Origin of the sequence: Acinetobacter sp. FDAARGOS_559, from assembly GCF_003940475.1 — a bacterium.
GTDB classification, from domain to species: Bacteria; Pseudomonadota; Gammaproteobacteria; order Pseudomonadales; family Moraxellaceae; genus Acinetobacter; species Acinetobacter baumannii.
The window spans coordinates 2,768,683-2,792,578 of record NZ_RKJG01000005.1 but is presented as its reverse complement, the minus strand read 5'-3'; the positions used below and the strand labels follow the sequence as shown (position 1 = coordinate 2,792,578).

The window sequence follows — 23,896 nt, the reverse complement described above, 5'->3', positions numbered from 1 at the left end:
TATGTGGTCGATTCTGGCACTCGGTGCAGTCGAACGTATCATTCATCATCTGATCGATCTGGATGCATTAACCCGCATTCAGCTCAATCAGCTACAGGGCAAAATGTTGCGTGTTATCATCGATAGCCCGCAACTTTCTGTTGATGTATTCTTTGACCAAGAAAAAGTACGTCTTGAACCTACCGTTACAGGGCACAGTGAAAAACCATCAATTTTTGAGCAGCGCCCTTTTGATCCACAATTTAAAATTTCTGAAGCCACTGCAACTTTGCATGTCAAAGATGTCGTTGAACTGATCAAATTATTATTAAGCGATCCAGACCAGATTGGTAATATCCCGCTTCAAGGTGATTATCACCTCTTACAGGATATTCAAAAAATTATGCAGCAAGCTGAACCTGATTTAGCTGCGCATCTATCAAAATGGGTTGGTCCTCAACTCGCTCACGAAATCGGTAAGATTCAACTTGCACCAAAACATTTAAAACGCTCTCTTCAAAGTCATCTATTTTTTGCTGAAGATGCCTTAAAAGAAGACAGCGGTTTATTTGCCCCACGTTGGGAAATGGACGATTTAAATCAGGCTACGCGTAAGCTTAATCAAGACATTGATCGTCTAGAAGCTAAATTGCAGCAGCTCAATGCACAACTACAACCCACTCAAGACTAGGTAAGACTTTATATGATTCCGCACGTTTCACGTTTACTCGAACTTTGGCGTATTGCAGCGCACTATAGACTCGATACGTTGTTCCCTGCGGATGAATTACCTGTTAAAGCTAAGCATGCATTGAACATTATAAAAATGCATCCGGCAGCATGGTCTAGTCGTGAACGCAAAAATCCTTTAAAGCTTAAAGAAGCTTTAGAAGATATGGGGCCGCTTGCAATTAAGCTTGGACAACTCCTGTCAACCCGCCGTGATTTGATTCCACCTGAAATACTCGCCCAACTGGTTTTACTTCAAGATCAAGTCAAACCTTTTGATGGAGAAGTTGCCAAACAACGTATTCAAGATTCTTTAAAAGCAGATGTAAATACACTATTTGCCCGCTTTGATGATCAACCACTTGCAGCAGCCTCAATTGCACAAGTCCATACAGCGGCGCTACATGATGGACGTGAAGTTGTTGTTAAAGTTACTCGTCCAGACATTCGTAGCCAGATTTTACAAGACTTTGAAATTCTGGCTTGGCTAGGCAACACCTTAGAAAGTCGTCTTGAAGCTGCCCGTGCATTACATTTATCTGAAATTATTCAAGACTACCGCCAAATCATTTTAAATGAGCTGGACTTGAGTATTGAGGCAGATAACACCCGTCGTATGCGCCATTACTTCACTGGTTCAACCATGATGTATGTGCCAGAAGTCTACATGGACACCAAAGATGTCATGGTAGCTGAGCGTATTACCGGTGTCCCTATTTCAGATACGGCAACCTTTGACCGTTTAGGTATGGACCGCGCACAACTTGCAGAAAAAGGGTTAACCATTTTCTTTACGCAAGTATTCCGCGATAACTTTTTCCATGCCGACATGCACCCCGGTAATGTCTTTGTAGAAACCATTAACCCAAGCAATCCACGCTTTATTGCGCTGGACTGTGCAATTATGGGTGAGCTATCTAAACACGACCAAATGACAGTTGCCCGTATGTTGCTTGCTGTGATGAACAGCAACTTTATGCAGCTCATTCAAATTGTGCATCAAGCTGGCTGGATTCCACCGGGTACAGATCAAGACGCGTTAGCACGTGAAATGCGCCGCACTGTTGGACCAATGGTATCTAAACCAATGGACCAGCTTGATTTTGCGGGTATCTTAATTCAAGTGATGGATATTGCCCGTCGCTTCCATTTAGAAATCCCGCCACAACTCATGCTACTACTCAAAACTTTAGTGCATGTAGAAGGCCTAGGTACGGACCTTTATCCGCAGCTCGACATCTGGAAATTGGCAAAACCAATTTTGACAGAATGGGTCAAATCTAATATGAACCCAGTCAAAAATGTAAAAGAGCTTGGTCAGCAATTACCAGACCTGCTTTTAGGCGCTCAAGATTTCCCAAGTTTAATTATTGATAGCTTAAATGGTTTAAAAAATCAGTCCGCTTGGCAAGACCGTCAGTTACGTGAAATTCAGCAACTTCGTTTGCAAATGGAACACCAACAACGTCGTAGCTGGATGTTTGGCAGTACTATGCTAATTTTGCTAACCATTGCGATTATTAGCCCTTGGTTTGTATCTATTATTTTGATTGTGTTGAGCAGCTTATTGGCGCTTTGGCGTGTATTGAAATAACTTCCAAGTCCCTTGCCCATGCAAGGGATTTTTTTATGGGTAAAACTTATAATTTAAAAAAATATAGATCGATTATCCGTTCATTGCTAAATTTAGTTTTATGAATGCTTGAAAAGAACAAACAATGAAAACACCTCATTTTGCCATTATTGGTGCAGGCACGGCAGGTTTAGCCACTGCGATTTTGCTCGCCCGTGAAGGCAACCACGTTACTATTTTTGAACAAGTTGATGAGTTATCTCCGGTAGGTGCAGGTTTACTGCTACAACCTGCGGGCTTAGCCGTATTTGAGCACTTAGGTGTGCTCGACAAAGCCCTAACCTTAGGTGCGAAAGTCACAGGCTTAGAAGGACAACTTCCAGACAAGCGTCTTTTAGTTAACAGTCACTATCGCGAAGCATCAACAAATCTTTATGGTCTAGGTATACACCGAGCCACTTTATGTCACGTTCTCACTCAAAAACTTAGCGAATATTCAAGCCAGATTACTTGGTGCATGAATCATTCCGTTGAAAGTTTTGTAGAACATAACGATGAAGTTCGGATATTCGGCAGTCATCAAAATCAAAAGTTTGATGCTTGCTTTGATGGCCTACTCATTGCCAATGGTGCTCGTAGTCAATTACGCCCTAAAGCATGGGTAAAAGTTGACAAAGCTTATCCTTGGGGGGCTGCGTGGAGTATCGTGCCCGAGTGCCAAGTCCTCGATTCTGAAATTCTGCATCAATTTTATGATCGCTCGAGAATTATGATGGGAATTCTTCCTACGGGAGCGATTCCAACCGAACCTCAACAGCGCCTTTCAAGTGTTTTTTGGAGCTTACCTACGCCACAATTACAAAGTTTTTTGCAAGATGAGCAGGCTAAACAAGCTTGGTTAAAGCAAGTCTCAGAACGTTGGCCCAAAGTTGCAGAGTGGCTCAAAGAAATTTTGTATAACAGTCAAAATCAGCCCAAATGGCTATCTGCAAACTATCGTGATGTCGTCATGACTCAATTTGGTCAAGGTCGAATTGGGGTAATTGGAGATGCAGCTCATGCGATGAGCCCACAGTTAGGACAAGGGGCTAATATGGCATTATTGGATGCTTGGGCTTTTTCTCAATCATTGCAACAAGCTCAAAAAAACCAGAATATTGATTGGTCCCTGCTCTGGCAGCATTATCACCAGCTTCGCGGTTCATCTACCCAGTTTTATCAATTTCTTAGTCGCTTACTAACACCACTTTATCAATCTGACCATTGGTGGGCGGGAGGTTTAAGAGATTTAGTTTTCCCTTGGATGTATCAAATCCCGTATTTTCGAAAAGAAATGGCCATCACAATTTCAGGTTTAAAGACAGGGCCATTCAAGCAACTTGATTATGATCAGGTAGCTCAATTGCCTAAAGAAAACAGTGCATTTCATTTAGAAAGCCAATCTTTGTCTGACTATTAACCCCACCAAATAATAGTGATTAACACATGAAAATCAGCCATCTTGATCATCTTGTTTTAACTGTCTCAAATATTGAATCTACCTGTCATTTCTATCAAACCGTATTGGGGTTTGAAGTCATCACGTTTAAAGGTGATAGAAAGGCTCTAAAGTTTGGAAATCAAAAGATAAATTTACACCAGCAAGGCAACGGGTTTGAACCGAAGGCATTACAGCCGACTCCCGGATCTGCTGACTTGTGTTTTATTTCAGACACTCCCATTTCAGAAGTGGTTGCACACCTTAATCAATTAAATATTCAAATTGAAGAAGGTCCGATTGAGCGTACTGGTGCAATGCATCCTATTCTTTCAGTTTATATTCGCGATCCAGATCAAAATTTGATTGAGATTTCAAACAACATAAGGTTATAAGTTATTTAAAATTTACAGGGATATTTTGTAATTGTTTTTTAATATCCCAATCTTCGGGTTTCTCTTTTAATTTCCACCAATTAGCACCTACCTCTAACCATTTATTGCGGTACGCTTTTACAGATTCTTTAGTATAATCCTCATATCCAAATTCAACACCACAACAATCACAAATATTAAAGTTTGGGTCTTCGCCACTTTCCCCCCACGGCTCTTCATCTTGTATAAGACCACATACTCGACAAGCAAAATTTTCTATTTTGTCCAAGACTTATTTTCCTAAGTTATAACAATATGCTTAGATAATTTTACAATAGCTATGGCTTCACAAATCAAAATTAATTTAAACAACTCTTAAACTACAATTTACTAGTGTCCATCTTATAGACAAATCATATAACCGATTTTTTATACGACAAGCATAGCCAACCCTAAGCACAAGCGCTACACTAGCTCATTTCCACTGAATGGATTTCCGCTCATGTCAAACTGGTTAGATGAAGTTAAATTTGATTCCAATGGTCTTATCCCTGCCATTGCTCAACATCATCAAACCGGACGTATTTTGATGGTGGCGTGGATGAACCGTGAATCACTTGCACTCACAGCAGAAAAAAATCAGGCTGTGTATTTCTCCCGTTCTCGCCAAAAACTTTGGCACAAGGGTGAAGAATCAGGCCATTTCCAAACGGTTTATGAAATTCGTCTGGACTGCGATGGCGACGTGATTGTATTACAGGTTGAGCAACATGGCGGTATCGCATGTCATACAGGTCGTGAGTCTTGTTTCTACCGTAAACTCACCCCACAGGGCTGGGAAATTGTCGATGCACAGTTAAAAGACCCTACTGCAATTTACGGTGACAAAGCCAAAGCTGAAAGTCACGATCATGCTCATATTACTGAACAAGTGGATGTACTTGCTCACTTAGGGCAATTGATGCAAGAGCGTAAGCAAGCAGAAGCAGACACTTCATATGTTGCAAGCCTCTACAAAAAAGGCATCAATAAAATTCTAGAAAAAGTCGGCGAAGAAGGCGTAGAAACCATTATTGCTGCGAAAGACTACGCAGCTCAAAATACAGAAAGCAATTTAAATGACTTGATTTATGAAACTGCCGATTTGTGGTTCCATAGTATTGTCATGTTGGGTTATTTCGATCTTAATCCACAACTTATTATGGACGAGTTAGGTCGTCGTCAGGGTTTATCTGGTTTAGTTGAAAAAGCTAACCGCAATAAGGTTTAAAATCACTCAGTGTCGAATATCGAAAAACCTAAAGCCACCTATGAGCAAGCAATTGCCATAGATAACGCACGTCTTGGGCAATCATTTAAAGTGATTGCCTATGCGGGCACAGGTAAAACTACTACGTTGCAAATGATTAGTGATGCCATGCCTGAACGGCGTGGTATGTATTTGGCTTTTAACAAAGCCATTGCTGGTGAAGCTCAAAACAAATTTCATCGCAATGTAGATTGCCGTACTTTTCACTCACTCGCCTTTCGCAGTGTGCCACGTGGCGTAACTGATAAATTACGCTTACCTCGCTTAAGCCCAAGCTTCATTGCAAAAGAATATCGACTAGAACCGATTACCCTACGTCGAATGATGGGTGGACGTTATGAAAAATACGTCTTAATGCCAAGTCGCCTCGCAAGCCTTGTCGCCAATGCAGTAAGCTATTTCTGTTCGACCAGTTCTCAATATCCAGCTCCTCGACATATTCAGGCGCCAAACTGGTTACATCCAGACGATATTACTGCACTTCAAACTCACCTTTACCCTGCTGTAGAACGCCGCTGGTTAGAGTCCATTGACCCAAATCATCAAGCGGGAATTGGTCACGATATTTACCTCAAACTTTGGGCATTATCTGAGCCTAATATTCCGGCCGATTATGTCTTATTTGATGAAGCACAAGATGCTGACCCTTTAATGCTGGGTATTCTGCTTCGTCAAAAAAGTACTCAGGTTATTTATGTAGGCGATGCCCACCAGCAAATCTACGCGTGGCGTGGTGCAGTAAATGCCATGCAACAACTGCCTTTGCCAGAGTCTCGTCTAACGACCTCTTTTCGTTTTGGAGAGGCAATTGCCGATGTCGCCAATGCGTTGTTAGGTGGCTTAAATGAGACAGTTCCTTTGCTTGGTAATCCGAACCAGAAATCAAGTGTAGTCAATAAACCGCATACAAAAATGCGTGATGCGATTTTGTGTCGTACCAATGCTCGCGCAATGGAGCTGTTATTGGCAGGCTTAGTTCACGGCGATAAAGTGAGTTTGCAAGCTGACCATCAAAAACTAAACCGTTTTGTAGATGCTGCAAGCCTCTTAAAGCAAGGAAAACGAGTTACTGACGTTCCTGAGTTGGCATGGTTTAACTCATGGCATGATGTTCACGAGTACTGTGAAACCAATGAAGGAAGCGATATTAAACCATTGGTTAAGCTGGTAGATGATCACGGCACTGACCCATTAAAAAAAGCACTTGCAAAGATTACTCCCCTTGAGCAAGCTGACTATGTCATCTCGACTGCCCATAAAGCGAAAGGGCTGGAATGGAACCGTGTCCATATTGAAGACGACTATCAATTTAAAATTAATGGATTAGAGCATAAGATTACAGATGAAGAGTTAAGATTACTGTACGTGGCCTGTACTCGTGCTAAAGTAAGTCTAAATATCCATCATCTTTATGATCTGATACAACAATTAAAACTAAGGGCGCCTTTAAGTCTTCGTCAGTCGGTTGGTTGAAGCGCTCATAATTAGGTGAGCCTATGAAACTTGAATCTATCCAATTTAAACATATTGCTCTGTTTCATGACCTAAAAATACAGTTCCAATATGACAAACAACCGATTACTTTAATTTTAGGCGAGCAGGCGACTGGCAAAAGTATGCTACTCAAGCATATTTATCATGCTTTAACGTGGTTTCCTGCGCGCCTTAAAGATGCACGCACCCCAGGCATTGTCATGCCAGATCAGGACATTAGCCATTCTCGTTTACAGTCTAAAATAGAAGTCAGCATCCAGATTCCACCGGAATTTGGACAGCTCCCTGAAACCACTTCAACCCAGCAAACCGACACATCTCTGTGTAGCTGGAAACTGTTCAAGACCTTAAATTCAAGTGGCGTAGGGATTAGTCAAGTTGAAACTCAGCAGCTCGATCAAACCATTACCCTTTATCATCAAGTCACAAGAATAGACCCACTTCAAGGTCTTCCCTTACTCGCTTATTATCCGTCAGAGCGATTTGTTAACGATATAAATTTACTGAATAAAAATTTACCGGGTATTACTCAGTCTATTTCTGCTTATGACATTAGCTTCATTCCGTTTACCACCTTCGCCCGCTTTTTTGAGTGGTTACGTGAAATTAGCGATATTGAAAATGCACAAGCGGCTCATGTTGTGCAGCGAATTATTTTAAAACAATCCAATTCACAAGATCAGGAAGAAATTTTACGTCAGCTACAACTTGAATTGGCAGGACATCCTAAACAGCTTCCTTCACCTAATTTGTACGCATTAAAATCGGCATTAAAGATTATTTTTCCTGAGCTTGAAGACTTTTATTTGCAATATCACCCAAAACTTCAACTTATGGCACATTACAAGGGTGAAGTCTTGGCCTTTCAACAACTTTCCAACACCACTAAAACATGGATTGCACTCGTAGGCGATGTGGTTCGCAGGCTTTGTTTGCTCAATCCGTTGAGCTTAGACCCTTGTCTTGAAGGTGAAGGCGTTTTGTTAATTGACCAGATCGATTCACAACTAGATGCAGCACATTGCTCAGAAATTTTAAATCGTCTTCATCGCGCATTCCCACGCTTACAAATTATTGTGACCGGAAGCCGTGAAGAATTGCTTGAACATGCAGCCGTATATCAATGTTTTAAATTAGAGCATGGAAAAATCAGTCCACTTGATTTAAATACCACTCAGCAGCAACTCGAACATCTTTATACGTTATTACAACGAGATGAAGCGTTAACGCCACATATGGATCCCTTACCGCTTGATACCGAGCTGGCAACAGCTCAAATCGATAGTTTGTACCAACAAATCCAAAATCTAAATGAACAGCAAAAAAATGAATTATTACGTATGATTCATGCTGGAGACACCTCGGAAGAAACCTCCTCTCTTTAAAATTTATTATCCATTTCGCTCAATTTTTATAATAAAACCGAATTCGCTAAATATATGATGAAATCTGGTTTTTTGAGCGGAAAAATCACTAGATGTTGTTACCACATGTAATAACATCAGATTTTTAATGATTTTTTAGTGTACAATAAATTTCATTTTGCGTTTTTATTATTCAAGTTGCGCAATACAACTTGTTTCTCGCTTTATTTTTCTAATTTGGTCGGGTTTTCAGAATATAAGCTTTGGAAATCTCTTTGAATTCCTATCTATTCTGAAATGAAAATTTCACCTTTAGGCTTCGGTCTAAATTATATATGGATACGAGTGTGCTACCGATAATTATCTTATTACCGTTAATATTAGGCACCACCCTTGTTTCATTGCTTCAACGGTTTTCACGTGGAGTAACGGCTTTAGGGGCGATCGGAGTCAGTTTAACCAGTTTTGGTTTATTACTGACTCAGGCTAAAACTGTGCTTGGTGGTGCAAGCATTCAACAAAGTTGGGATTGGTTACCACAATTAGGAATTAATCTGAGCTTTAGACTTGATGCCCTTGGTTTATTATTTTCTCTTCTTATTACCGGTATCGGTACACTCATTTATATTTATGCCTATTATTATTTAGGCCCTAAAAATTCATTAAGTAAATTATATTTATTACTCATGCTGTTTATGGCAGCAATGCTCGGTATTTCTCTTTCTAACAATTTAATTATTTTATTAGTCTTTTGGGAACTTACCAGTATTTCATCCTTCCTATTAGTCGGTTACTGGAGTCATTACGAAGCTGCTCAACGTGGCTCGCGTATGGCACTTACCATTACAGGTATGGGTGGACTCGCCATGCTAGGTGGATTTGTCTTATTAGGACAAATCACAGGAACCTACGAAATTAATGATATTGTCGGAATGAAAGACCTCATTCAAAGTCACTATCTGTTTGTTCCGACGCTTTTGCTTATTTTACTGGGTGCATTTACTAAAAGTGCTCAGTTCCCGTTCCATTTTTGGTTACCCAATGCAATGGCAGCGCCCACTCCCGTGTCGGCCTATTTGCACTCTGCCACCATGGTAAAAGCTGGGATTTTCTTATTAGCTCGTCTTGCACCTATTTTCATTGGCGCTGCGCTTTATCACAACATTGTCACGTTTGTCGGCCTATTTACACTTTGTATGGCCGCATGCTTCGCAATTTTTAAAGAAGATCTAAAAGGACTACTAGCCTATTCTACAATTAGTCATTTAGGTCTTATCGTTTGCCTGTTTGGTATTGGTTCACCTTTGGCTGTTGCTGCGGCAATTTTCCATATTATTAACCACGCCACCTTTAAAGCTGCCCTGTTTATGATTGCCGGGATCATTGACCATGAAACAGGTACACGTGATCTTAGAAAGTTAAGTGGGATTTGGCAACTATTACCATTTACCGCAACACTGACTATGATTACAGCGGCATCCATGGCAGGTGTTCCTCTCACTAATGGCTTTATTTCTAAAGAAATGTTCTTTACCGAGCTATTAGCGAGCCTTTCAGGATCAACTGTTATCTTTGCCAGTATTATTGCAACGCTTGCCGGTATTTTTGCAGTCAGTTATTCAATTCGCTTAGTACACGGCGTATTTTTTGATGGCCCCGTAGGTAAACAAGTTCCAAATAAAAATGCCCATGAGCCACCTATCGGCATGCGAGTACCAGCTATATTGCTTGCGACATTATGTATTTTGGTCGGTATTTTCCCTGCCCTACTGGTCGAGCCTCTAGTTAACAGTGTGACACGTGCAAGTCTTATGCAACCTGATTTTGCAGGTACTCATCTTGCAATTTGGCATGGATTTAATGCGCCATTAATCATGAGTATTATTGCTCTGGTTGGCGGTACGCTTTTCTATTTTGCCCTAGCAAAAGATGGCATGATTCGTAAGATCGACCTTGACCCACGTTTAGGGCGCTTACAAGGCCGTATTTTATTTGACTTATTCTTAAAGCATTTATTATTAACAAGCCGAAAAATTAAACAAAAAACCGAAAATGGTTCTTTGCAAAGTTACCTGTTCTTAATCATTGCTTTTAGCATCGTCATGGTTACTCTGCCTTTGTTCAATCAGGGCCTTACCACAGGTACACGTGAGCTGACTCACGCACCATGGATTGCAGTAGTTCTTTGGCTGACCTTATTCTCAGGTTGCTGGATGATGCTTTGGTTCCACCACGAACGTATCAAGGCTGTACTCATTAGCGGTGCAATTGGTCTTGTGGTTACCATGGTATTTGTCACCATGTCGGCACCTGACTTAGCACTCACTCAAATTACGGTAGATGTAGTTACGACTGTTCTGTTGTTGATGAGCTTATCGTTACTCCCACAACTTACGCCATATGAATCTCGTCGCTCAAGACGTTGGAGAGATGCTGCGTTAGCAATTATTGGCGGTTTAGGAATTGGTTGGATTACATGGCTTATTTTAACGCGTGATCATAATTCGATTTCATGGTTCTTTGCTCAGCAATCCTTACCACTTGGCGGCGGTTCAAATATTGTAAATGTTATTTTGGTGGACTTCCGTGGCTTTGATACCTTTGGTGAAATTACAGTACTAGGCATTGCTGCGATTGGTGCGCTATGTCTCATGGATGGCATGCGCGTACATGGCACCACCATGACACAAGGCCTCACCTACCGCTTTAACCCATCTCCGCTCATGTTCCGTATTACGGCCTCTTGGGTGTTACCTTTAGCATTGGTCGTAAGTGTCTATATCTTTATGCGTGGGCACAACTACCCGGGTGGTGGCTTTATTGCAGGTCTAATTACCTCAATGGCACTGATTATTCAGTATATTGCTTTAGGTCAAGATCAAGCAGAACAAATGTTAAAAGCCCAATCCGGTCGTCTTTACGAAATCTGGATTGGCTCCGGATTAACAATTGCAGGCCTTACTGGCATTGCCGCATGGTTCTGGGCACGTCCATTCTTAACCAGTGCGCACGTCTATGTTGAATTACCAGTTTTAGGTAAGTTGCATCTGGCTTCAGCAGCAAGCTTTGATCTGGGTGTGTATATCACCGTAGTAGGCGCTACCATGCTACTCATTTCTGTATTAGGGGACTCTCGCCACTCGAGTATGTCTGGTCCTGTACCTCATGGGGAGAAATCATCATGATCAGTTTAGAATTCTTACTGGCCTCTGCCATTGGGCTACTTGTTGCGACAGGCATTTATCTAATCTTACGTGCGCGTACCTTCCCTGTTGTGTTGGGCTTAGCAGTGCTGGGCTATGCGGTTAACTTATTTTTGTTTGCGATGGGTCGTTTGCAAGTCAGCTCACCAGCCATCCTAACCGAAACCACCAATATTACAGATCCACTTCCACAAGCACTTGTTTTAACAGCAATCGTGATCGGTTTTGCCACTACCGCTTTTATTGTGCAACTTGCATTACGTAGCCGTTATGAATCCGGTAGTGACCATGTTGATGCTAAAGAAGATATTTCTCCAACATACGACCCACGTGAGGATGAGCCGTGATGTTTGATTTTTTATCTTTTTGGCAAGCTAATACACCAATTTTCAGTATCCTCATCCCGGCATTTACTGGTTTTATCTTATTGCTTCTAGGTAACCCTGGCGCTGGTGCATTAAAAGAAGATTGGCGACAACCTTGGCGCCGTGGCATTAGTTTGATCTCAGCAATAGCTGGGTTAATCACTGCTGTTAGTTATCTGCTTGTTGCAAACACTGGCCAAATTACGGTTTATCAGTTGAGCGAGTGGTCAGCTCCCTTTGGTATTGTGCTGGTACTCGACCGCCTTTCAGCTTTTATGCTAGTTTTAACTTATGCCTTAGCAGTTCCGGTTTTATGGTATGCCAGTGAAAACTGGGATACGAGAGGTCGCTATTTCCACGCCATATTCCATTTTCTTTTAATGGGGCTATGTGGCGCATTTCTCACAGGCGACTTATTTAACCTGTTCGTTTTCTTTGAAATCTTGCTCATGGCATCCTACGTCCTCTTATTACATGGACAAGGAAAACCGAGATTTCAGCTTGGTGTGCACTACGTCATTATCAACCTTTTAGCCTCTGCCCTGTTCTTAATTGGTCTTGGCATGATCTATGGCAGTGTAGGTAGCCTCAATATGGCTGATGTTTCACGTTTGCTACCGACTTTAGATGCAGATCAACATAAATTAGCAGTTGCAGGTGCCTTACTATTATTTGTCGTGTTTGGTATTAAAGCGGCCATGCTACCAGTTGGTTTTTGGCTACCAAAAACTTATGCCGTTGCAAGTACACCTGTCGCAGCAATTTTTACCATTATGACCAAAGTGGGGATCTATGCCATTTTGCGTGTCAATGGAACTGTATTTAATGATGTACTCAGCCAAGAAATCTTTAAAAGCTGGTTGCTTCCAATTGGTTTAGTGACTTCTTTATATGGCGTGATTGGCGCAATTGGTGCAGATCGCCTCAGACGTTTTGTTGGCTTTATGGTGCTGTCTTCAATTGGTACTTTATTGATTGCAATTGCCATGTCAAATACACAAGCGTGGTCTGGAGCATTATTCTATTTAGTCCACAGTACATTGATTGGTGCAGCATTTTACCTGTTCTGTGGCTGGATGACTTCACAGCGCGGTGATTTTAAAGATCATTTAAAGATTGCACCGAGAATTAAACAAGAAAAAGCAGCCATGCTGACTTATTTCCTGATTGCCATGATGCTCGCAGGCTTACCACCTTTTAGTGGCTTCTTTGGAAAAGTATTTATTTTGCAGGCTACTGTTGAAACTGCATATCAAGGCTGGGTTATTGGTATTGTTCTTTTGGTGAGCCTATTAAGTATTATTGCATTAACACGTGTCGGCTTTATTTTATTCTGGCGTGCATCACCACCAGAAGAAGACCCGATCAATCCTGCTTATATTATTTATCGTGCTTTACCTGAAAAAGCACCGCCACGTAACGATACAGTCATCTATATCTTGCTTGCTGGTTTAGTGGCTTATGTAGCATTTGCTTCACCTGTATTGCACTACACCACAAATACCGCTCAGCAAATTCAAGATCATGCCCTGTATCAGCAATCTATTCTTAAAACTGATCAAAATGGCGAAGTTATTAGCGTTCAGCCATATGACTCAACTTATTTACCAGAAACAAAATATGGTGGTGAGGTTGAAGATCATAATGCCTATCTTATTCCTGACATTATTTCGAAAGATACTTTCAACGGTGAGCATATTTCTGAATATAAACACCGCCAAATTCAGCAGCAAGAAAAATTGCAAACCCCAACCATTGCTGATGAAAGTCAACTGAAACCTATGGAGCCATAACAATGCAGCTATCTAAATTGCTTGACCGCTGGTTTCCGCATCCATTTGTTTCTTTTTTGATTATCATCTTCTGGTTAATGCTCGCGCATAGTCTTGATGCGAGCGACCTGCTTATGGCTGTAATTTTGGGGCTTGTTATTCCTCGTCTAGTTCGTCCTTTTATTACCAGAACCCCGCATATCCATTGGAAACCAGCCATAAAACTGTGTTTTGTTGTCTTATGGGATATTATTATTTCCAATTTTCGGGTTGCTAAACTGGTATTAGGGTCACCGAAAAAATTACATCCTAAATGGTACCGTGTTCCATTAGAAACAGAACATGAGCAAGTAAACTCTTTACTGGCAATGATTATTACCACAACGCCTGGCACGGTCTCTGCCGGTATTGATCAAGAGCGTGGTGATATTTTGGTCCACTCTCTTAGCACAGAAAATACTGAAAGTGATGTGCAAGACATCAAACAACGCTATGAGGCTCCACTCATGGAAATTTTTGATGTGAAAAGCAAATCGGAGGACAACGCATGACCATCCTACCTTATGCTCTTGGCATTAGCTTGATTGCTATCACAATCTCTATGTTGCTTTGCCTATTTCGAATGGTGATGGGACCATCTATTGTCGACCGCCTACTAGCGCTTGATACCCTTTTTTTAAATGCGACCTGTCTCATTATTGTGTTAGGTATTTATTGGACAACCACCTCTTTATTCGAAGGGGCGTTGTTAGTCGCTATGCTAGGGTTTGTTTCAACGGCTGCTTTAGCTCGTTATTTTACAACCGGTCATGTAATCGATTAGGGGAAGGTCAAAATGCAAATTACAATGGAAATTATTGTTTCGATCTTTCTGGTTTTCGGTGCTTTTTTTATGTTAGTCGGATCTATCGGTATGGTACGTCTACCCGATTTATTCATGCGACTACATGCACCTACCAAGTCGAGTACATTAGGCTTAGGTAGCTTTTTAATTGCTTCAATGATCTTTTTTGCTTTTCAAGGCCGATTTGGCTTTGCCGAGTTACTTATTACACTGTTGGCTTTTATTACTGCACCTGTATCAGCCAACTTAATTGCTCAAGCCGCGCTACATTTACGTTTACGCTCATTGAGTGGTGAAGTTCCTGAAGCTATTGAACGTCCTCTACCGTGGGATCGTTATAAAATTGGGCAACGTTTTTCACAAAACAAACCACCCATGGAACCTCCTCAGGCATAAAAACTTGAACACATAAAAAAGCCACCCCAAGGTGGCTTTTTTATTTTGAGTTTTCATTACTCTTCGTCATCTGACTCACGTTTCGGTAAATCTTGTACCGCTTTTTCGATAAGACCAAACATATAGTTACCATATGCATTAGTTTTATCGTAATGGAAACGCAAGCGAGGCGTGATGCGCGTTTTAATACGACGACTCAACTCCTGACGTAAAAAACCAGATGCTTTATTCAAAATATCTAGTGTTTCACGGTGAGCCACTTCGTTTTGGTCATCGCTTAATTCACGACCCATCACGGTCACATAGACATCGGCATAACCTAAGTCCGGACTGACTTTAACGCCTGAGATGGTCACAAGACCACCCAGACGCGGATCTTTCAACTCCTGACGGATAAGTTCAGAAAGCTCGCGCTGTACTGAATCCGCCATTCGCTTTAAGCGTTGTCCACCCGCCATTAAAGACTCCGTTTAACCATTTGAACATCATAAACCTCAATCTTATCAAGAGGTTTGATGTCGTTATAACCTTTCACGGCAAGACCACATTCCATACCGGCACGAACTTCATCAACGACATCTTTATAACGACGTAATGATTCAAGTTCACCTTGGAAAATCACAACATCATCACGTAAGACACGGATTGGTTTGTTACGGTGAATCACGCCTTCCATAACCATACAGCCCGCAGCAGCACCAAACTTACTAGAACGGAACACTTCACGTACTTGAGCAACACCCAAGATAGTTTCACGGTGTTCAGGAGCAAGTTTACCGCTCATGGCATCTTTTACATCATCAATCAATTCATAGATGATGCTGTAGTAACGAATATCGATACCGTCTTGGTCACTCTTCTGACGAGCAGCTGTATCAGCACGAACGTTGAAGCCTAACAATACAGCTTCTGAAGACTCGGCAAGAATTACGTCAGACTCAGTGATCGCACCAACACCAGAACTAATTACGCGAACTTTTACTTCATCAGTAGAGAGTTCATGTAATGCAGCATTCAATGCTTCTAAAGTACCACGAACATCTGTTCTTAAAACAACGTTCACTGTAGGAACGTCTTTTTTGCCCATAGATGCCATGATGTTTTCAAGACGCATTGCGCTTTGACGTTCGATACGTTTTTCACGTTCACGGTCTGCACGAGCATCAGCAACTTCACGTGCCTTCTTCTCGTCATTTACGACAAGAACTTCATCACCCGCCATTGGAGCTTCTGGTAGACCCAAAATTTCCACTGGAATAGATGGTCCTGCTGACTTAATCGGCTTACCGTTTTCATCAGACATCGCACGAACACGGCCATATGATGAACCAGCAAGAACAAGGTCACCAATATTTAATGTACCGTTTTGAACAAGAATCGAAGTTACTGCACCACGACCTTTATCAACACGTGCTTCAATAACAACACCTTGTGCAGCACCTTCAGCAGATGCTTTTAATTCCATCAATTCAGATTGAATCAGAATTAAATCAAGGAGTTCATCAATACCTTGGCCAGTATGTGCTGAAACCTTAGCAACCGGAACATCACCGCCCCATTCTTCTGGAACGATTTCTTTGGTTGTTAATTCATTTAACACACGGTCTGGATCAGCAGATTCTTTATCCATTTTGTTGATAGCAACAATAATTGGAGTTCCTGCTGCACGTGCATGGTCAATCGCTTCTGCAGTTTGCGGCATTACACCGTCATCTGCTGCAACAACCAATACCACGATATCCGTTGCTTTAGCACCACGTGCACGCATTGAAGTAAATGCTGCGTGTCCCGGTGTATCAAGGAATGTAATAATCCCTTTGTCTGTTTCAACGTGATATGCACCAATGTGCTGGGTAATGCCACCTGCTTCACCTGCCGCCACTTTAGAACGACGGATACGGTCAAGCAATGATGTTTTACCATGGTCAACGTGACCCATGATTGTAACAACTGGAGGACGAGTAGTTTGTTCACCACGTGCTTCTTCAGCTGCTTCAAGTAAGTTATCTTCTGCTTGTGTATCAGAAACTAGAACAGGGTTATGACCCATTTCTTCTACAACAAGTGCAGCTGTATCTTGGTCAATTGTCTGGTTCTGGTTAACCAATTCACCCATTTTCATAAGTGTCTTGATAACTTCACGTACTTTAATCGCCATCTTCTGAGCAAGATCGGCAACAACAATGCTTGAACCGATTTCTACATCATAGACTTGCTTTTTAACTGGCTTTTCAAAACCATGCTTGTTCGCTTGGCTTGATTTTAAACCACGTTTGTTATGGTTAACGAAGCTTTGCTCTTCTTGACCACGACGACCGCCTTTCTTACCAGCGCGAGGGTTAGTTGTAGCACCACCACGTTTAATTTCACGGTCTTCTTGATTAAATGAATCTTCATAAGCTTGGCCAACAAGACCTGAAGCAAGAGGAGAATCATCAATCACACGAATAGTTGCAGTAGCATCATCATTTGAATATTTAGATGCCATCTTACGCATTTGTTCAAGCGTACGCTGCTGAGCTTCCTCAGCCGCTTTACGACGTGCAGCTTCTTCAGTTGCTTTCAACTGAGCTGTTTGTGCTTCACGCGCTTTCTTTTGCTCTAATGTTTCTGCTGGTTTTGGTGCAGGTTTTACTGTACCACCACCGCGTTTTTTCACTACAACAGCAGCTTTAGGAGCTGACTGTGCAGCGCTATCTTGTTGATGAGCAGCACGCATTGCATCTAAAGTTGCTTTTGCTTTTTGCTCTGTTTGAAGACGCGCTTTTTGCTCTGCAGCTTCACGCGCTTGTTGTTCTGCACGCGCTTTAGCTTCTGCTTCTGCACGCGCTTTAGCTTCTGCTGCAATTTGTTCTGGGTTTGGTTTAGCAAAAACCTGTTTTTTACGTACTTCTACGTTAATTGTTTTTGCTTTACCCGAAGTACTTGCAACTTTAGCGGTACTGGTTGTTTTACGTTTCAACGCAATTTTTCCTGTGTTACCACTTTCCTGACCATGCACCTTTTTCAAATAATTGACTAAAGTGTCCTGTTGTTCAGTGGTAATAATGTCGTCTGCTGTACGTTGAGGCAAACCTGCTTCACGAGCCTGTTCTAGGAGCTTCTCAACAGGACGTCCTACGCTGAGAGCTAACTCTTTAATCGACTTGTCCGTCATATTTCATCTCCTAGTTAAACCATGATTCGCGAGCTTTCATGATCAATTGACCTGCTTTTTCATGACCAAGACCTTCAATATCAGAAATATCGTCAGTTGCTTGATCTGCCAAATCATCAACAGTAATAATACCGCGAGCGGCTAGCGAGTAAGCGATCTCAGAGGTCATGCCTTCCATATTGAGAAGGTCTGCACTCGGTTCTTGAATATTTTCTTGCTGTTTCAATGCATCAGTTAATGCAGCTTCTTTTGCACGACTTTGCAATAACTCAACTAACTCAGCGTCAAGTTCAATTTCGTCAAAAGTTTCAGCTGGCACATAAGCAATCTCTTCTAAAGAAGTGAAGCCCATCTCTACTAACGCCATTGCCAAGTCTTCTTCAATATCTAAACGTGATACGAACATGTCGAGATATTGCTGAGCTTCATTCTGCTGACGAGCACGATACTCTTCTTCAAGCATCATGTCGAGTTTGTAGCCAGTTAAATCAGAAGCTAAACGAACATTTTGACCTTGCGAACCAATCGCACGTGCCAATTGATCGTTGGTAGCAAAAATAATGTCTGCACTTTTTGCATCTTCATCAAGCACAATGCCTGATACATCAGCTGGTTCTAATGCACTTGCGATGTATTGAGCTGGATCATCAGACCAAACTACAACATCAATACGCTCACCATTTAACTCTTGCTGTACAGCCTGGATACGTGTTCCACGCATACCAATACATGCACCAACAGGGTCAATACGGTGGTCGTTCGTTTTTACTGCGATTTTTGCACGAACACCTGGTTGACGCGCCGCAGCTTTAATTTCAATAATTTCTTCAGAAATTTCAGGAATTTCTTTCTTCATCAAAGCAATAAGCATTTCAGGCTTAGCGCGTGATAATAGAAGCTGAGCACCACGGCCTTCACGGTTTACACTATATAAAATAGCATTTACACGTTGTTTTGGACGAAGAATCTCTTTAGGAATCATTTCTTCACGAGCTAAATAAGCTTCAGCATTGTCACCTAAGTCAATGATGAAACCATCTTTAGTTTGCTTTTTCACTTCACCGTAAATTAGCCCGCCAACTTTTGATTCATAAGCATCAGCAACTAATGCACGCTCTGCTTCACGAATTTTTTGTACGATAACCTGTTTCGCAATCTGCGCAGCGATACGACCGAACTCAATCGATTCTACTTCAAGCTCACGAACGTCGCCAATTGACCATTTTGCAGGATCAACATCAGAAATTGCGTCTTGGCATGCTGGCATTTCATGATCTTCATCTGCCACAACAGTCCATTGACGGAAAGTACGGTAATCACCAGTTCTACGATCAATTTCTACACGAAGCTGAGCTTCTTCAGAATTGGTACCCTCGTAAAATTTTTTCTTCGTTGCAGCAACTAGAGCTTGTTCTAAAGCTTCGAAGATCGCTTCACGACTAACACCTTTTTCATTACTAACCGTTTCAACAACGGTAAGAATTTCGCGGCCCATAAGTCACCTACCGATTTCTTATATAATTTAAATAAATTTAATCTTGATAGATCAAGTTTGCTTTATCGATATTGTTGCTGTCGATATCAAGCACATGCTTTCCTTCAACTTCAACCTGAATCTCTTCATTTTCAAGGTCTACAGCAAGGAGTTTTACTTGAAATTTACGACGATTTTCTACTGCAGCAATCAAACGCAAAGCAACCTGTTGTCCAATGTAGCCTTGCAACTGTTCGAGTTGAAAAAATGGGCGATCCCAACCTGGTGAAGAAACTTCTAATGCATATTCACCTGAAATCGGATCATGGACATCCAGCATTGCGCCGACCTGTTGTGTAACACGAACACAATCTTCTACACCAATACCGCGGCCTTGCTCTACTTCACCATCTTCATTAATCACTGGTTCAGCATTTTCATCAACCGGTCTATCGATATAAATACGCAATAATGAACGCTTACCTTGTGGAAGGAATTCAATTCCCCAAAGGTCGACACCACATGCCTCCACTGCTGGAGCAATCATGTCATACAATGCTTGGGATTTATTTGATAATTTCATTTACTCTCGTCATTCTCGTGCGATTCAATCGGTTGTTTTAACCGACACAGACTTACTATAGTGAAGCATGACTATTTGACCAATTGATGTCGACACTACACGATAGCGATACGATAACCAATAAAAAAGGGCGTTAATCGCCCCTATATAGCACAGAAAACAATAGTCCACTGTGCAAAAAGGCCCACCTTGTCTGTGAGCCTCTTTAAGAAACTTGGTAGCGGGAGCTGGATTTGAACCAACGACCTTCGGGTTATGAGCCCGACGAGCTACCAGACTGCTCCATCCCGCATCAACGTGCAAAAATTATATACAAATATCGAAAAAAGTCAATGTAAACTTATCCAATATTAGCTTGATTAAGTTGCACCTTAATCAAATTGGTAGCGGGAGCTGGATTTGAACCAACGACCTTCGGGTTATGAGCCCGACGAGCTACCAGACTGCTCCATCCCGCATCAAAAACAAAACTGCTTGCACTCAACTTTCTGGTTCAAAGTTGGTGCGGAAGGGGGGACTTGAACCCCCACGCCCGAAAGCACTACCACCTCAAGGTAGCGTGTCTACCAATTCCACCACCACCGCAGCTTGTGGGACGCATTCTAGTCCTTTCAATTCCAAAAGGAAAGTCTTATTTCCAATTATTGGCCAGTTTTTGGTGCATTTGGTGAAGTTTCAGGCGATGTAGTCTGCGCTGGCGCAGTCGTTTGTACAGTTTTCAAACTATATGCTTCAGTCGTTTGCTTTTTGGCAAAAACAGCCAGAGTCAAACTGGTCACAAAGAATAAAGCTGTCAAAATTGCAGTCACGCGAGTCAAGAAGTTACCTGAACCAGACGCACCAAATACTGTTGCTGCGCCACCTCCACCAAAAGAGGCACCTGCATCTGCGCCTTTACCATGTTGCACTAAAATTAATGCAATCATTAGTACTGCTAAAATAATATGTACAACAAGTACAAAAGAGTGCATACCCTATCCTCGTTATTTGCTTTGCGCGAAGGCTTGTACAATTTGATAAAAAGATGCTGCATTTAATGAAGCACCACCCACCAACGCACCATTGATATCTGGACATGCAGCTAACTCAACAGCATTTTCAGCTTTTACACTACCGCCATATAAAATAGCAATATTTGAGCCTGCCGGTGTAAGTTGGCATAAGCCTTCACGAATTTTAGCGTGCATCGCTTGCGCATCTTGCGGAGAAGCTGTTTTACCTGTACCAATTGCCCAAATAGGTTCATAGGCAATAACCACTTGGTTTTGCCATTGTTCTGCAGTAACTACAGGTGCAATATCACAAATTTGCTGTAGAACAACTTGCTCGGCCTGACCTTGCTCACGTTGTTCAAGGCTTTCGCCCACACAATAAATGACAGTCATACCCGCATTTAATGCATTTTGGAGTTTTGCCTTCAAAATTTCAACGTTGTCACCAAAAATATCACGACGTTCAGAGTGTCCAACCAGTACGAAATTAATTTGGCTATCTTTTAATAGTTCTGCACTGACTTCACCAGTATAAGCACCTGTACCAGCAACACGTGATACATCCTGTGCAACCGTATGTACCGTTCTTGCAGCATCCTGTAATTGCGCTTGTACCGTTGTAAGGGCAATAGAAACAGGGGCAACGCCCACATGGCAGTTTTCATCTGCAATTTGGTTTTGTTGCAATAATTGTTTAAATTCTTCTATAAGTTGGTTGGCGTTGGCACGCATTGGATTCATTTTCCAGTTACCAACTACCCAAGGCGTAATCGTCGAACCCGACATACTGCTCACCTTTCATCAAAAATGCAGCACATTCTACACGCATTTATACAAATTTCAGATACTTTTCTTTAACGCGATTACTCATATCTTTTCTAGTGTTTGAAATTAAGAAAAAACTTTACTTTATTAAAAGTCCGACATTCTAAAAATTAATAAAGAAAAACTTCGACTGGTTCAAGCTTTAATAGGCTGAGTAGGACCCGAGCAACACTTTCTAAGGTAGTAATTTTACATAACAAAAGTATAATTTTTCATATACCAATTATAAACACATTAACATAGGCAGGCAGATGTCAGCATTACATACATCTCCAAAATTTACGGGGTTTTTTCGACGTTTAGTCGAAGAAAAGCATGTGTCGGCAGCGACCATGCAAACTGCATTAGATGCAGCGAAAAGAGCTAAGCAGGACACAGTCGCATATTTAATTGAAGAGGTTCATCTCTCCCCTTCATTATTGGCTGAAACAATTTCTGCTGAGTTTGCTGAACCATATTTCGATCTGGATGTTTATGACACTTCTCAGATTCCTAAAGATCTGGTCGATCAGAAACTGATTTTAAAACATCGAATTTTGCCGCTCATTCAAAGAGGGCAAATTTTATATGTCGCGACCAGTAATCCAAGCAATATCGAAGCGATTGATGCAATCCGTTTTAATAGTAAATTGCTAGTTGAGCCTGTAATTGTGGAGTACCATAAACTCGAAAAAGTTTTAGGCCAGCATTTTGCAGAAGAAAGCAGCTTTGACTTCAATGATGAAGAGTTTGATCTCGATGTTAATCTTGATGGCTCTACCGCTCAAGAAGATGAAGAAGAAGCTCCTCAAGGCGATGAAGCCCCAATTGTTAAATATATTAATAAGTTATTAATTGATGCCATTCGTATGGGTGCTTCAGACTTACATTTTGAACCGTACGAAAAATCCTATCGGGTGCGCTATCGTGTCGATGGCGTGTTACGTCAAATTGCTAATCCCCCTCTACAGCTTGCAAACCGCTTGGCATCACGCTTAAAAGTAATGTCTCAAATGGACATTTCTGAAAAACGTGTCCCACAAGATGGTCGTATCAAGCTCAAGCTGTCAAAAAGCAAAGCGATTGATTTTCGTGTGAACTCCCTCCCGACTTTGTTTGGTGAAAAGTTAGTTCTACGTATTCTTGACCCATCAAGCGCAATGCTAGGAATTGATGCACAAGGATATGAAGAAGATCAAAAAGCTTTGTTTATGGAGGCATTAGATAAACCTCAAGGCATGCTTTTAATTACCGGACCAACAGGTTCTGGTAAAACCGTATCGTTATATACAGGTTTAAATATTTTAAATACTGAAAGCTCCAATATTTCTACTGCCGAAGACCCGGTAGAAATTAATCTTGAAGGGATTAATCAAGTTAACGTAAACCCCAAGGTAGGGCTTACTTTTGCGGCCGCACTTAAATCATTTTTACGACAAGACCCTGACATTATTATGGTGGGTGAGATTCGTGACTTGGAAACAGCAGAAATTGCGATTAAGGCGGCTCAAACCGGCCACATGGTGATGTCAACACTACATACTAATAGTGCTCCGGAAACATTGACCCGTCTACGCAATATGGGGGTTCCTTCTTTTAATATTGCAACATCAGTAAACCTAGTTATTGCACAGCGTTTAGCACGTCGTCTTTGTTCTCAATGCAAAATACCTGCTGATATTCCTAAACAAAGCTTATTAGAAATGGGCTTTACCGAACAAGATTTAGCGCACCCAGATTTTCGGGTTTTTCAGCCCGTAGGTTGCCCTGAATGTCGTGAAGGCTATAAAGGCCGTGTCGGTATTTATGAGGTAATGAAAGTTACACCTGAAATTTCCAAGATTATTATGGAAGATGGCAACGCTTTAGAAATCGCAGCTGCTTCTGAAAAATTGGGGTTTAATAATCTACGTCGTTCAGGTTTAAAAAAGGTGATGCAAGGGGTGACCTCTTTACAAGAAGTCAACCGTGTCACCAGTGAATAAGACACTATTTAAAAATAAGGAT

21 protein-coding genes and 3 tRNA genes are annotated in these 23,896 nt (G+C 41.5%); 14 read left to right on the top strand and 10 right to left on the bottom strand.

Annotated elements, in window-relative coordinates:
* Position 1: 1 nt before the first annotated feature.
* The 4 genes from EGS71_RS14935 (at position 2) to EGS71_RS14920 (ending at position 4,153) form a co-directional block, all read left to right on the top strand.
* Positions 2 to 670 carry a ubiquinone biosynthesis accessory factor UbiJ gene (locus EGS71_RS14935; protein WP_000269705.1) on the top strand — a complete coding sequence of 223 codons (669 nt, stop codon included), beginning with the start codon at positions 2 to 4 and terminating at the stop codon, positions 668 to 670.
* 12 nt (positions 671 to 682) lie between these two features.
* Positions 683 to 2,302 (top strand): ABC1 kinase family protein, encoded by a 1,620-nt coding sequence (locus EGS71_RS14930; RefSeq protein ID WP_000612218.1) that lies wholly within the window; start codon positions 683 to 685, stop codon positions 2,300 to 2,302.
* 124 nt (positions 2,303 to 2,426) lie between these two features.
* On the top strand, positions 2,427 to 3,740 hold the full coding sequence (locus EGS71_RS14925) for an FAD-dependent oxidoreductase (RefSeq protein WP_000856577.1): 1,314 nt from the start codon (positions 2,427 to 2,429) through the stop codon (positions 3,738 to 3,740).
* Between the two features lie 26 nt (positions 3,741 to 3,766).
* Positions 3,767 to 4,153, top strand: a complete 387-nt coding sequence (locus EGS71_RS14920; protein WP_000703170.1) for a VOC family protein — start codon at positions 3,767 to 3,769, stop codon at positions 4,151 to 4,153.
* Between the two features lies 1 nt (position 4,154).
* Here EGS71_RS14920 and EGS71_RS14915 read toward each other — a convergent pair whose 3' ends face one another.
* Positions 4,155 to 4,421 (bottom strand): hypothetical protein, encoded by a 267-nt coding sequence (locus EGS71_RS14915; protein WP_000357679.1) that lies wholly within the window; start codon positions 4,419 to 4,421, stop codon positions 4,155 to 4,157.
* A 213-nt stretch (positions 4,422 to 4,634) separates the two neighbouring features.
* Between EGS71_RS14915 and hisIE the strand changes: the two genes are divergently transcribed.
* The 9 genes from hisIE (at position 4,635) to EGS71_RS14870 (ending at position 14,879) form a co-directional block, all read left to right on the top strand.
* Complete coding sequence (gene hisIE, locus EGS71_RS14910) at positions 4,635 to 5,402, top strand: bifunctional phosphoribosyl-AMP cyclohydrolase/phosphoribosyl-ATP diphosphatase HisIE (RefSeq protein WP_000073503.1); 768 nt, start codon at positions 4,635 to 4,637, stop codon at positions 5,400 to 5,402.
* 9 nt (positions 5,403 to 5,411) lie between these two features.
* Positions 5,412 to 6,914, top strand: a complete 1,503-nt coding sequence (locus tag EGS71_RS14905) for a UvrD-helicase domain-containing protein (RefSeq protein WP_000065138.1) — start codon at positions 5,412 to 5,414, stop codon at positions 6,912 to 6,914.
* A gap of 23 nt (positions 6,915 to 6,937) precedes the next feature.
* Complete coding sequence (locus EGS71_RS14900) at positions 6,938 to 8,320, top strand: AAA family ATPase (RefSeq protein ID WP_000764518.1); 1,383 nt, start codon at positions 6,938 to 6,940, stop codon at positions 8,318 to 8,320.
* A 314-nt stretch (positions 8,321 to 8,634) separates the two neighbouring features.
* Positions 8,635 to 11,484: a monovalent cation/H+ antiporter subunit A gene (locus tag EGS71_RS14895; RefSeq protein WP_000381581.1), complete on the top strand. Its 2,850-nt coding sequence runs from the start codon at positions 8,635 to 8,637 to the stop codon at positions 11,482 to 11,484.
* On the top strand, positions 11,481 to 11,849 hold the full coding sequence (locus EGS71_RS14890) for a Na+/H+ antiporter subunit C (RefSeq protein WP_000624229.1): 369 nt from the start codon (positions 11,481 to 11,483) through the stop codon (positions 11,847 to 11,849). Before EGS71_RS14895 ends, EGS71_RS14890 begins: the two co-directional genes overlap by 4 nt.
* Complete coding sequence (locus EGS71_RS14885; RefSeq protein ID WP_000459271.1) at positions 11,849 to 13,660, top strand: monovalent cation/H+ antiporter subunit D; 1,812 nt, start codon at positions 11,849 to 11,851, stop codon at positions 13,658 to 13,660. The genes EGS71_RS14890 and EGS71_RS14885 overlap by 1 nt, the downstream gene beginning before the upstream one ends.
* Before the next feature lie 2 nt (positions 13,661 to 13,662).
* A complete protein-coding gene (locus EGS71_RS14880; RefSeq protein ID WP_001177203.1) occupies positions 13,663 to 14,190 on the top strand; it encodes a Na+/H+ antiporter subunit E in 528 nt (175 codons plus the stop codon).
* Positions 14,187 to 14,462 (top strand): monovalent cation/H+ antiporter subunit F, encoded by a 276-nt coding sequence (locus tag EGS71_RS14875; RefSeq protein ID WP_000154076.1) that lies wholly within the window; start codon positions 14,187 to 14,189, stop codon positions 14,460 to 14,462. The genes EGS71_RS14880 and EGS71_RS14875 overlap by 4 nt, the downstream gene beginning before the upstream one ends.
* 12 nt (positions 14,463 to 14,474) lie before the next feature.
* The gene (locus tag EGS71_RS14870; RefSeq protein ID WP_001167532.1) at positions 14,475 to 14,879 is read left to right on the top strand and encodes a Na+/H+ antiporter subunit G; all 405 of its coding nucleotides are present in this window, start codon (positions 14,475 to 14,477) and stop codon (positions 14,877 to 14,879) included.
* A 56-nt stretch (positions 14,880 to 14,935) separates the two neighbouring features.
* Here EGS71_RS14870 and EGS71_RS14865 read toward each other — a convergent pair whose 3' ends face one another.
* From EGS71_RS14865 to tpiA, 9 genes are all read right to left on the bottom strand, one after another.
* A complete protein-coding gene (locus tag EGS71_RS14865) occupies positions 14,936 to 15,337 on the bottom strand; it encodes a ribosome-binding factor A (protein WP_000897046.1) in 402 nt (133 codons plus the stop codon).
* A complete protein-coding gene (gene infB / locus EGS71_RS14860) occupies positions 15,337 to 18,036 on the bottom strand; it encodes a translation initiation factor IF-2 (RefSeq protein WP_000130326.1) in 2,700 nt (899 codons plus the stop codon). Before infB ends, EGS71_RS14865 begins: the two co-directional genes overlap by 1 nt.
* Before the next feature lie 10 nt (positions 18,037 to 18,046).
* Positions 18,047 to 19,531 carry a transcription termination factor NusA gene (nusA, locus tag EGS71_RS14855; protein WP_000532249.1) on the bottom strand — a complete coding sequence of 495 codons (1,485 nt, stop codon included), beginning with the start codon at positions 19,529 to 19,531 and terminating at the stop codon, positions 18,047 to 18,049.
* Positions 19,532 to 19,568: 37 nt separating this feature from the next.
* Positions 19,569 to 20,093 carry a ribosome maturation factor RimP gene (gene rimP / locus EGS71_RS14850; RefSeq protein ID WP_002016227.1) on the bottom strand — a complete coding sequence of 175 codons (525 nt, stop codon included), beginning with the start codon at positions 20,091 to 20,093 and terminating at the stop codon, positions 19,569 to 19,571.
* A gap of 215 nt (positions 20,094 to 20,308) precedes the next feature.
* Positions 20,309 to 20,385: transfer RNA gene (locus EGS71_RS14845), tRNA-Met, on the bottom strand.
* Positions 20,386 to 20,474: 89 nt separating this feature from the next.
* A tRNA-Met gene (locus tag EGS71_RS14840) sits at positions 20,475 to 20,551 on the bottom strand.
* Positions 20,552 to 20,593: 42 nt separating this feature from the next.
* Positions 20,594 to 20,678 (bottom strand) — tRNA-Leu (locus tag EGS71_RS14835).
* Positions 20,679 to 20,734: 56 nt separating this feature from the next.
* Positions 20,735 to 21,064 carry a preprotein translocase subunit SecG gene (gene secG, locus EGS71_RS14830; protein WP_000555570.1) on the bottom strand — a complete coding sequence of 110 codons (330 nt, stop codon included), beginning with the start codon at positions 21,062 to 21,064 and terminating at the stop codon, positions 20,735 to 20,737.
* Positions 21,065 to 21,076: 12 nt separating this feature from the next.
* Complete coding sequence (gene tpiA, locus EGS71_RS14825) at positions 21,077 to 21,871, bottom strand: triose-phosphate isomerase (RefSeq protein WP_000016932.1); 795 nt, start codon at positions 21,869 to 21,871, stop codon at positions 21,077 to 21,079.
* A 290-nt stretch (positions 21,872 to 22,161) separates the two neighbouring features.
* On the opposite strand from tpiA, the gene pilB reads away from it, so the two are divergent.
* A complete protein-coding gene (gene pilB / locus EGS71_RS14820; RefSeq protein ID WP_002009424.1) occupies positions 22,162 to 23,874 on the top strand; it encodes a type IV-A pilus assembly ATPase PilB in 1,713 nt (570 codons plus the stop codon).
* The last annotated feature ends 22 nt before the right edge of the window (positions 23,875 to 23,896 follow it).

Excerpts from the sequence above, each read along its gene's own strand:
- EGS71_RS14875 (WP_000154076.1), top strand. The coding sequence starts at position 14,187 with ATGACCATCCTACCTTATGCTCTTGGCATTAGCTTGATTGCTATCACA.
- EGS71_RS14880 (WP_001177203.1), top strand. The coding sequence starts at position 13,663 with ATGCAGCTATCTAAATTGCTTGACCGCTGGTTTCCGCATCCATTTGTT.
- EGS71_RS14925 (WP_000856577.1), top strand. The coding sequence starts at position 2,427 with ATGAAAACACCTCATTTTGCCATTATTGGTGCAGGCACGGCAGGTTTA.
- infB (WP_000130326.1), bottom strand. The coding sequence starts at position 18,036 with ATGACGGACAAGTCGATTAAAGAGTTAGCTCTCAGCGTAGGACGTCCT.
- rimP (WP_002016227.1), bottom strand. The coding sequence starts at position 20,093 with ATGAAATTATCAAATAAATCCCAAGCATTGTATGACATGATTGCTCCA.
- nusA (WP_000532249.1), bottom strand. The coding sequence starts at position 19,531 with ATGGGCCGCGAAATTCTTACCGTTGTTGAAACGGTTAGTAATGAAAAA.
- EGS71_RS14935 (WP_000269705.1), top strand. The coding sequence starts at position 2 with ATGTGGTCGATTCTGGCACTCGGTGCAGTCGAACGTATCATTCATCAT.
- tpiA (WP_000016932.1), bottom strand. The coding sequence starts at position 21,871 with ATGTCGGGTTCGACGATTACGCCTTGGGTAGTTGGTAACTGGAAAATG.
- EGS71_RS14900 (WP_000764518.1), top strand. The coding sequence starts at position 6,938 with ATGAAACTTGAATCTATCCAATTTAAACATATTGCTCTGTTTCATGAC.
- secG (WP_000555570.1), bottom strand. The coding sequence starts at position 21,064 with ATGCACTCTTTTGTACTTGTTGTACATATTATTTTAGCAGTACTAATG.
- hisIE (WP_000073503.1), top strand. The coding sequence starts at position 4,635 with ATGTCAAACTGGTTAGATGAAGTTAAATTTGATTCCAATGGTCTTATC.
- EGS71_RS14885 (WP_000459271.1), top strand. The coding sequence starts at position 11,849 with ATGTTTGATTTTTTATCTTTTTGGCAAGCTAATACACCAATTTTCAGT.
- EGS71_RS14930 (WP_000612218.1), top strand. The coding sequence starts at position 683 with ATGATTCCGCACGTTTCACGTTTACTCGAACTTTGGCGTATTGCAGCG.
- EGS71_RS14870 (WP_001167532.1), top strand. The coding sequence starts at position 14,475 with ATGCAAATTACAATGGAAATTATTGTTTCGATCTTTCTGGTTTTCGGT.
- EGS71_RS14865 (WP_000897046.1), bottom strand. The coding sequence starts at position 15,337 with ATGGCGGGTGGACAACGCTTAAAGCGAATGGCGGATTCAGTACAGCGC.
- EGS71_RS14920 (WP_000703170.1), top strand. The coding sequence starts at position 3,767 with ATGAAAATCAGCCATCTTGATCATCTTGTTTTAACTGTCTCAAATATT.
- EGS71_RS14890 (WP_000624229.1), top strand. The coding sequence starts at position 11,481 with ATGATCAGTTTAGAATTCTTACTGGCCTCTGCCATTGGGCTACTTGTT.
- pilB (WP_002009424.1), top strand. The coding sequence starts at position 22,162 with ATGTCAGCATTACATACATCTCCAAAATTTACGGGGTTTTTTCGACGT.
- EGS71_RS14895 (WP_000381581.1), top strand. The coding sequence starts at position 8,635 with ATGGATACGAGTGTGCTACCGATAATTATCTTATTACCGTTAATATTA.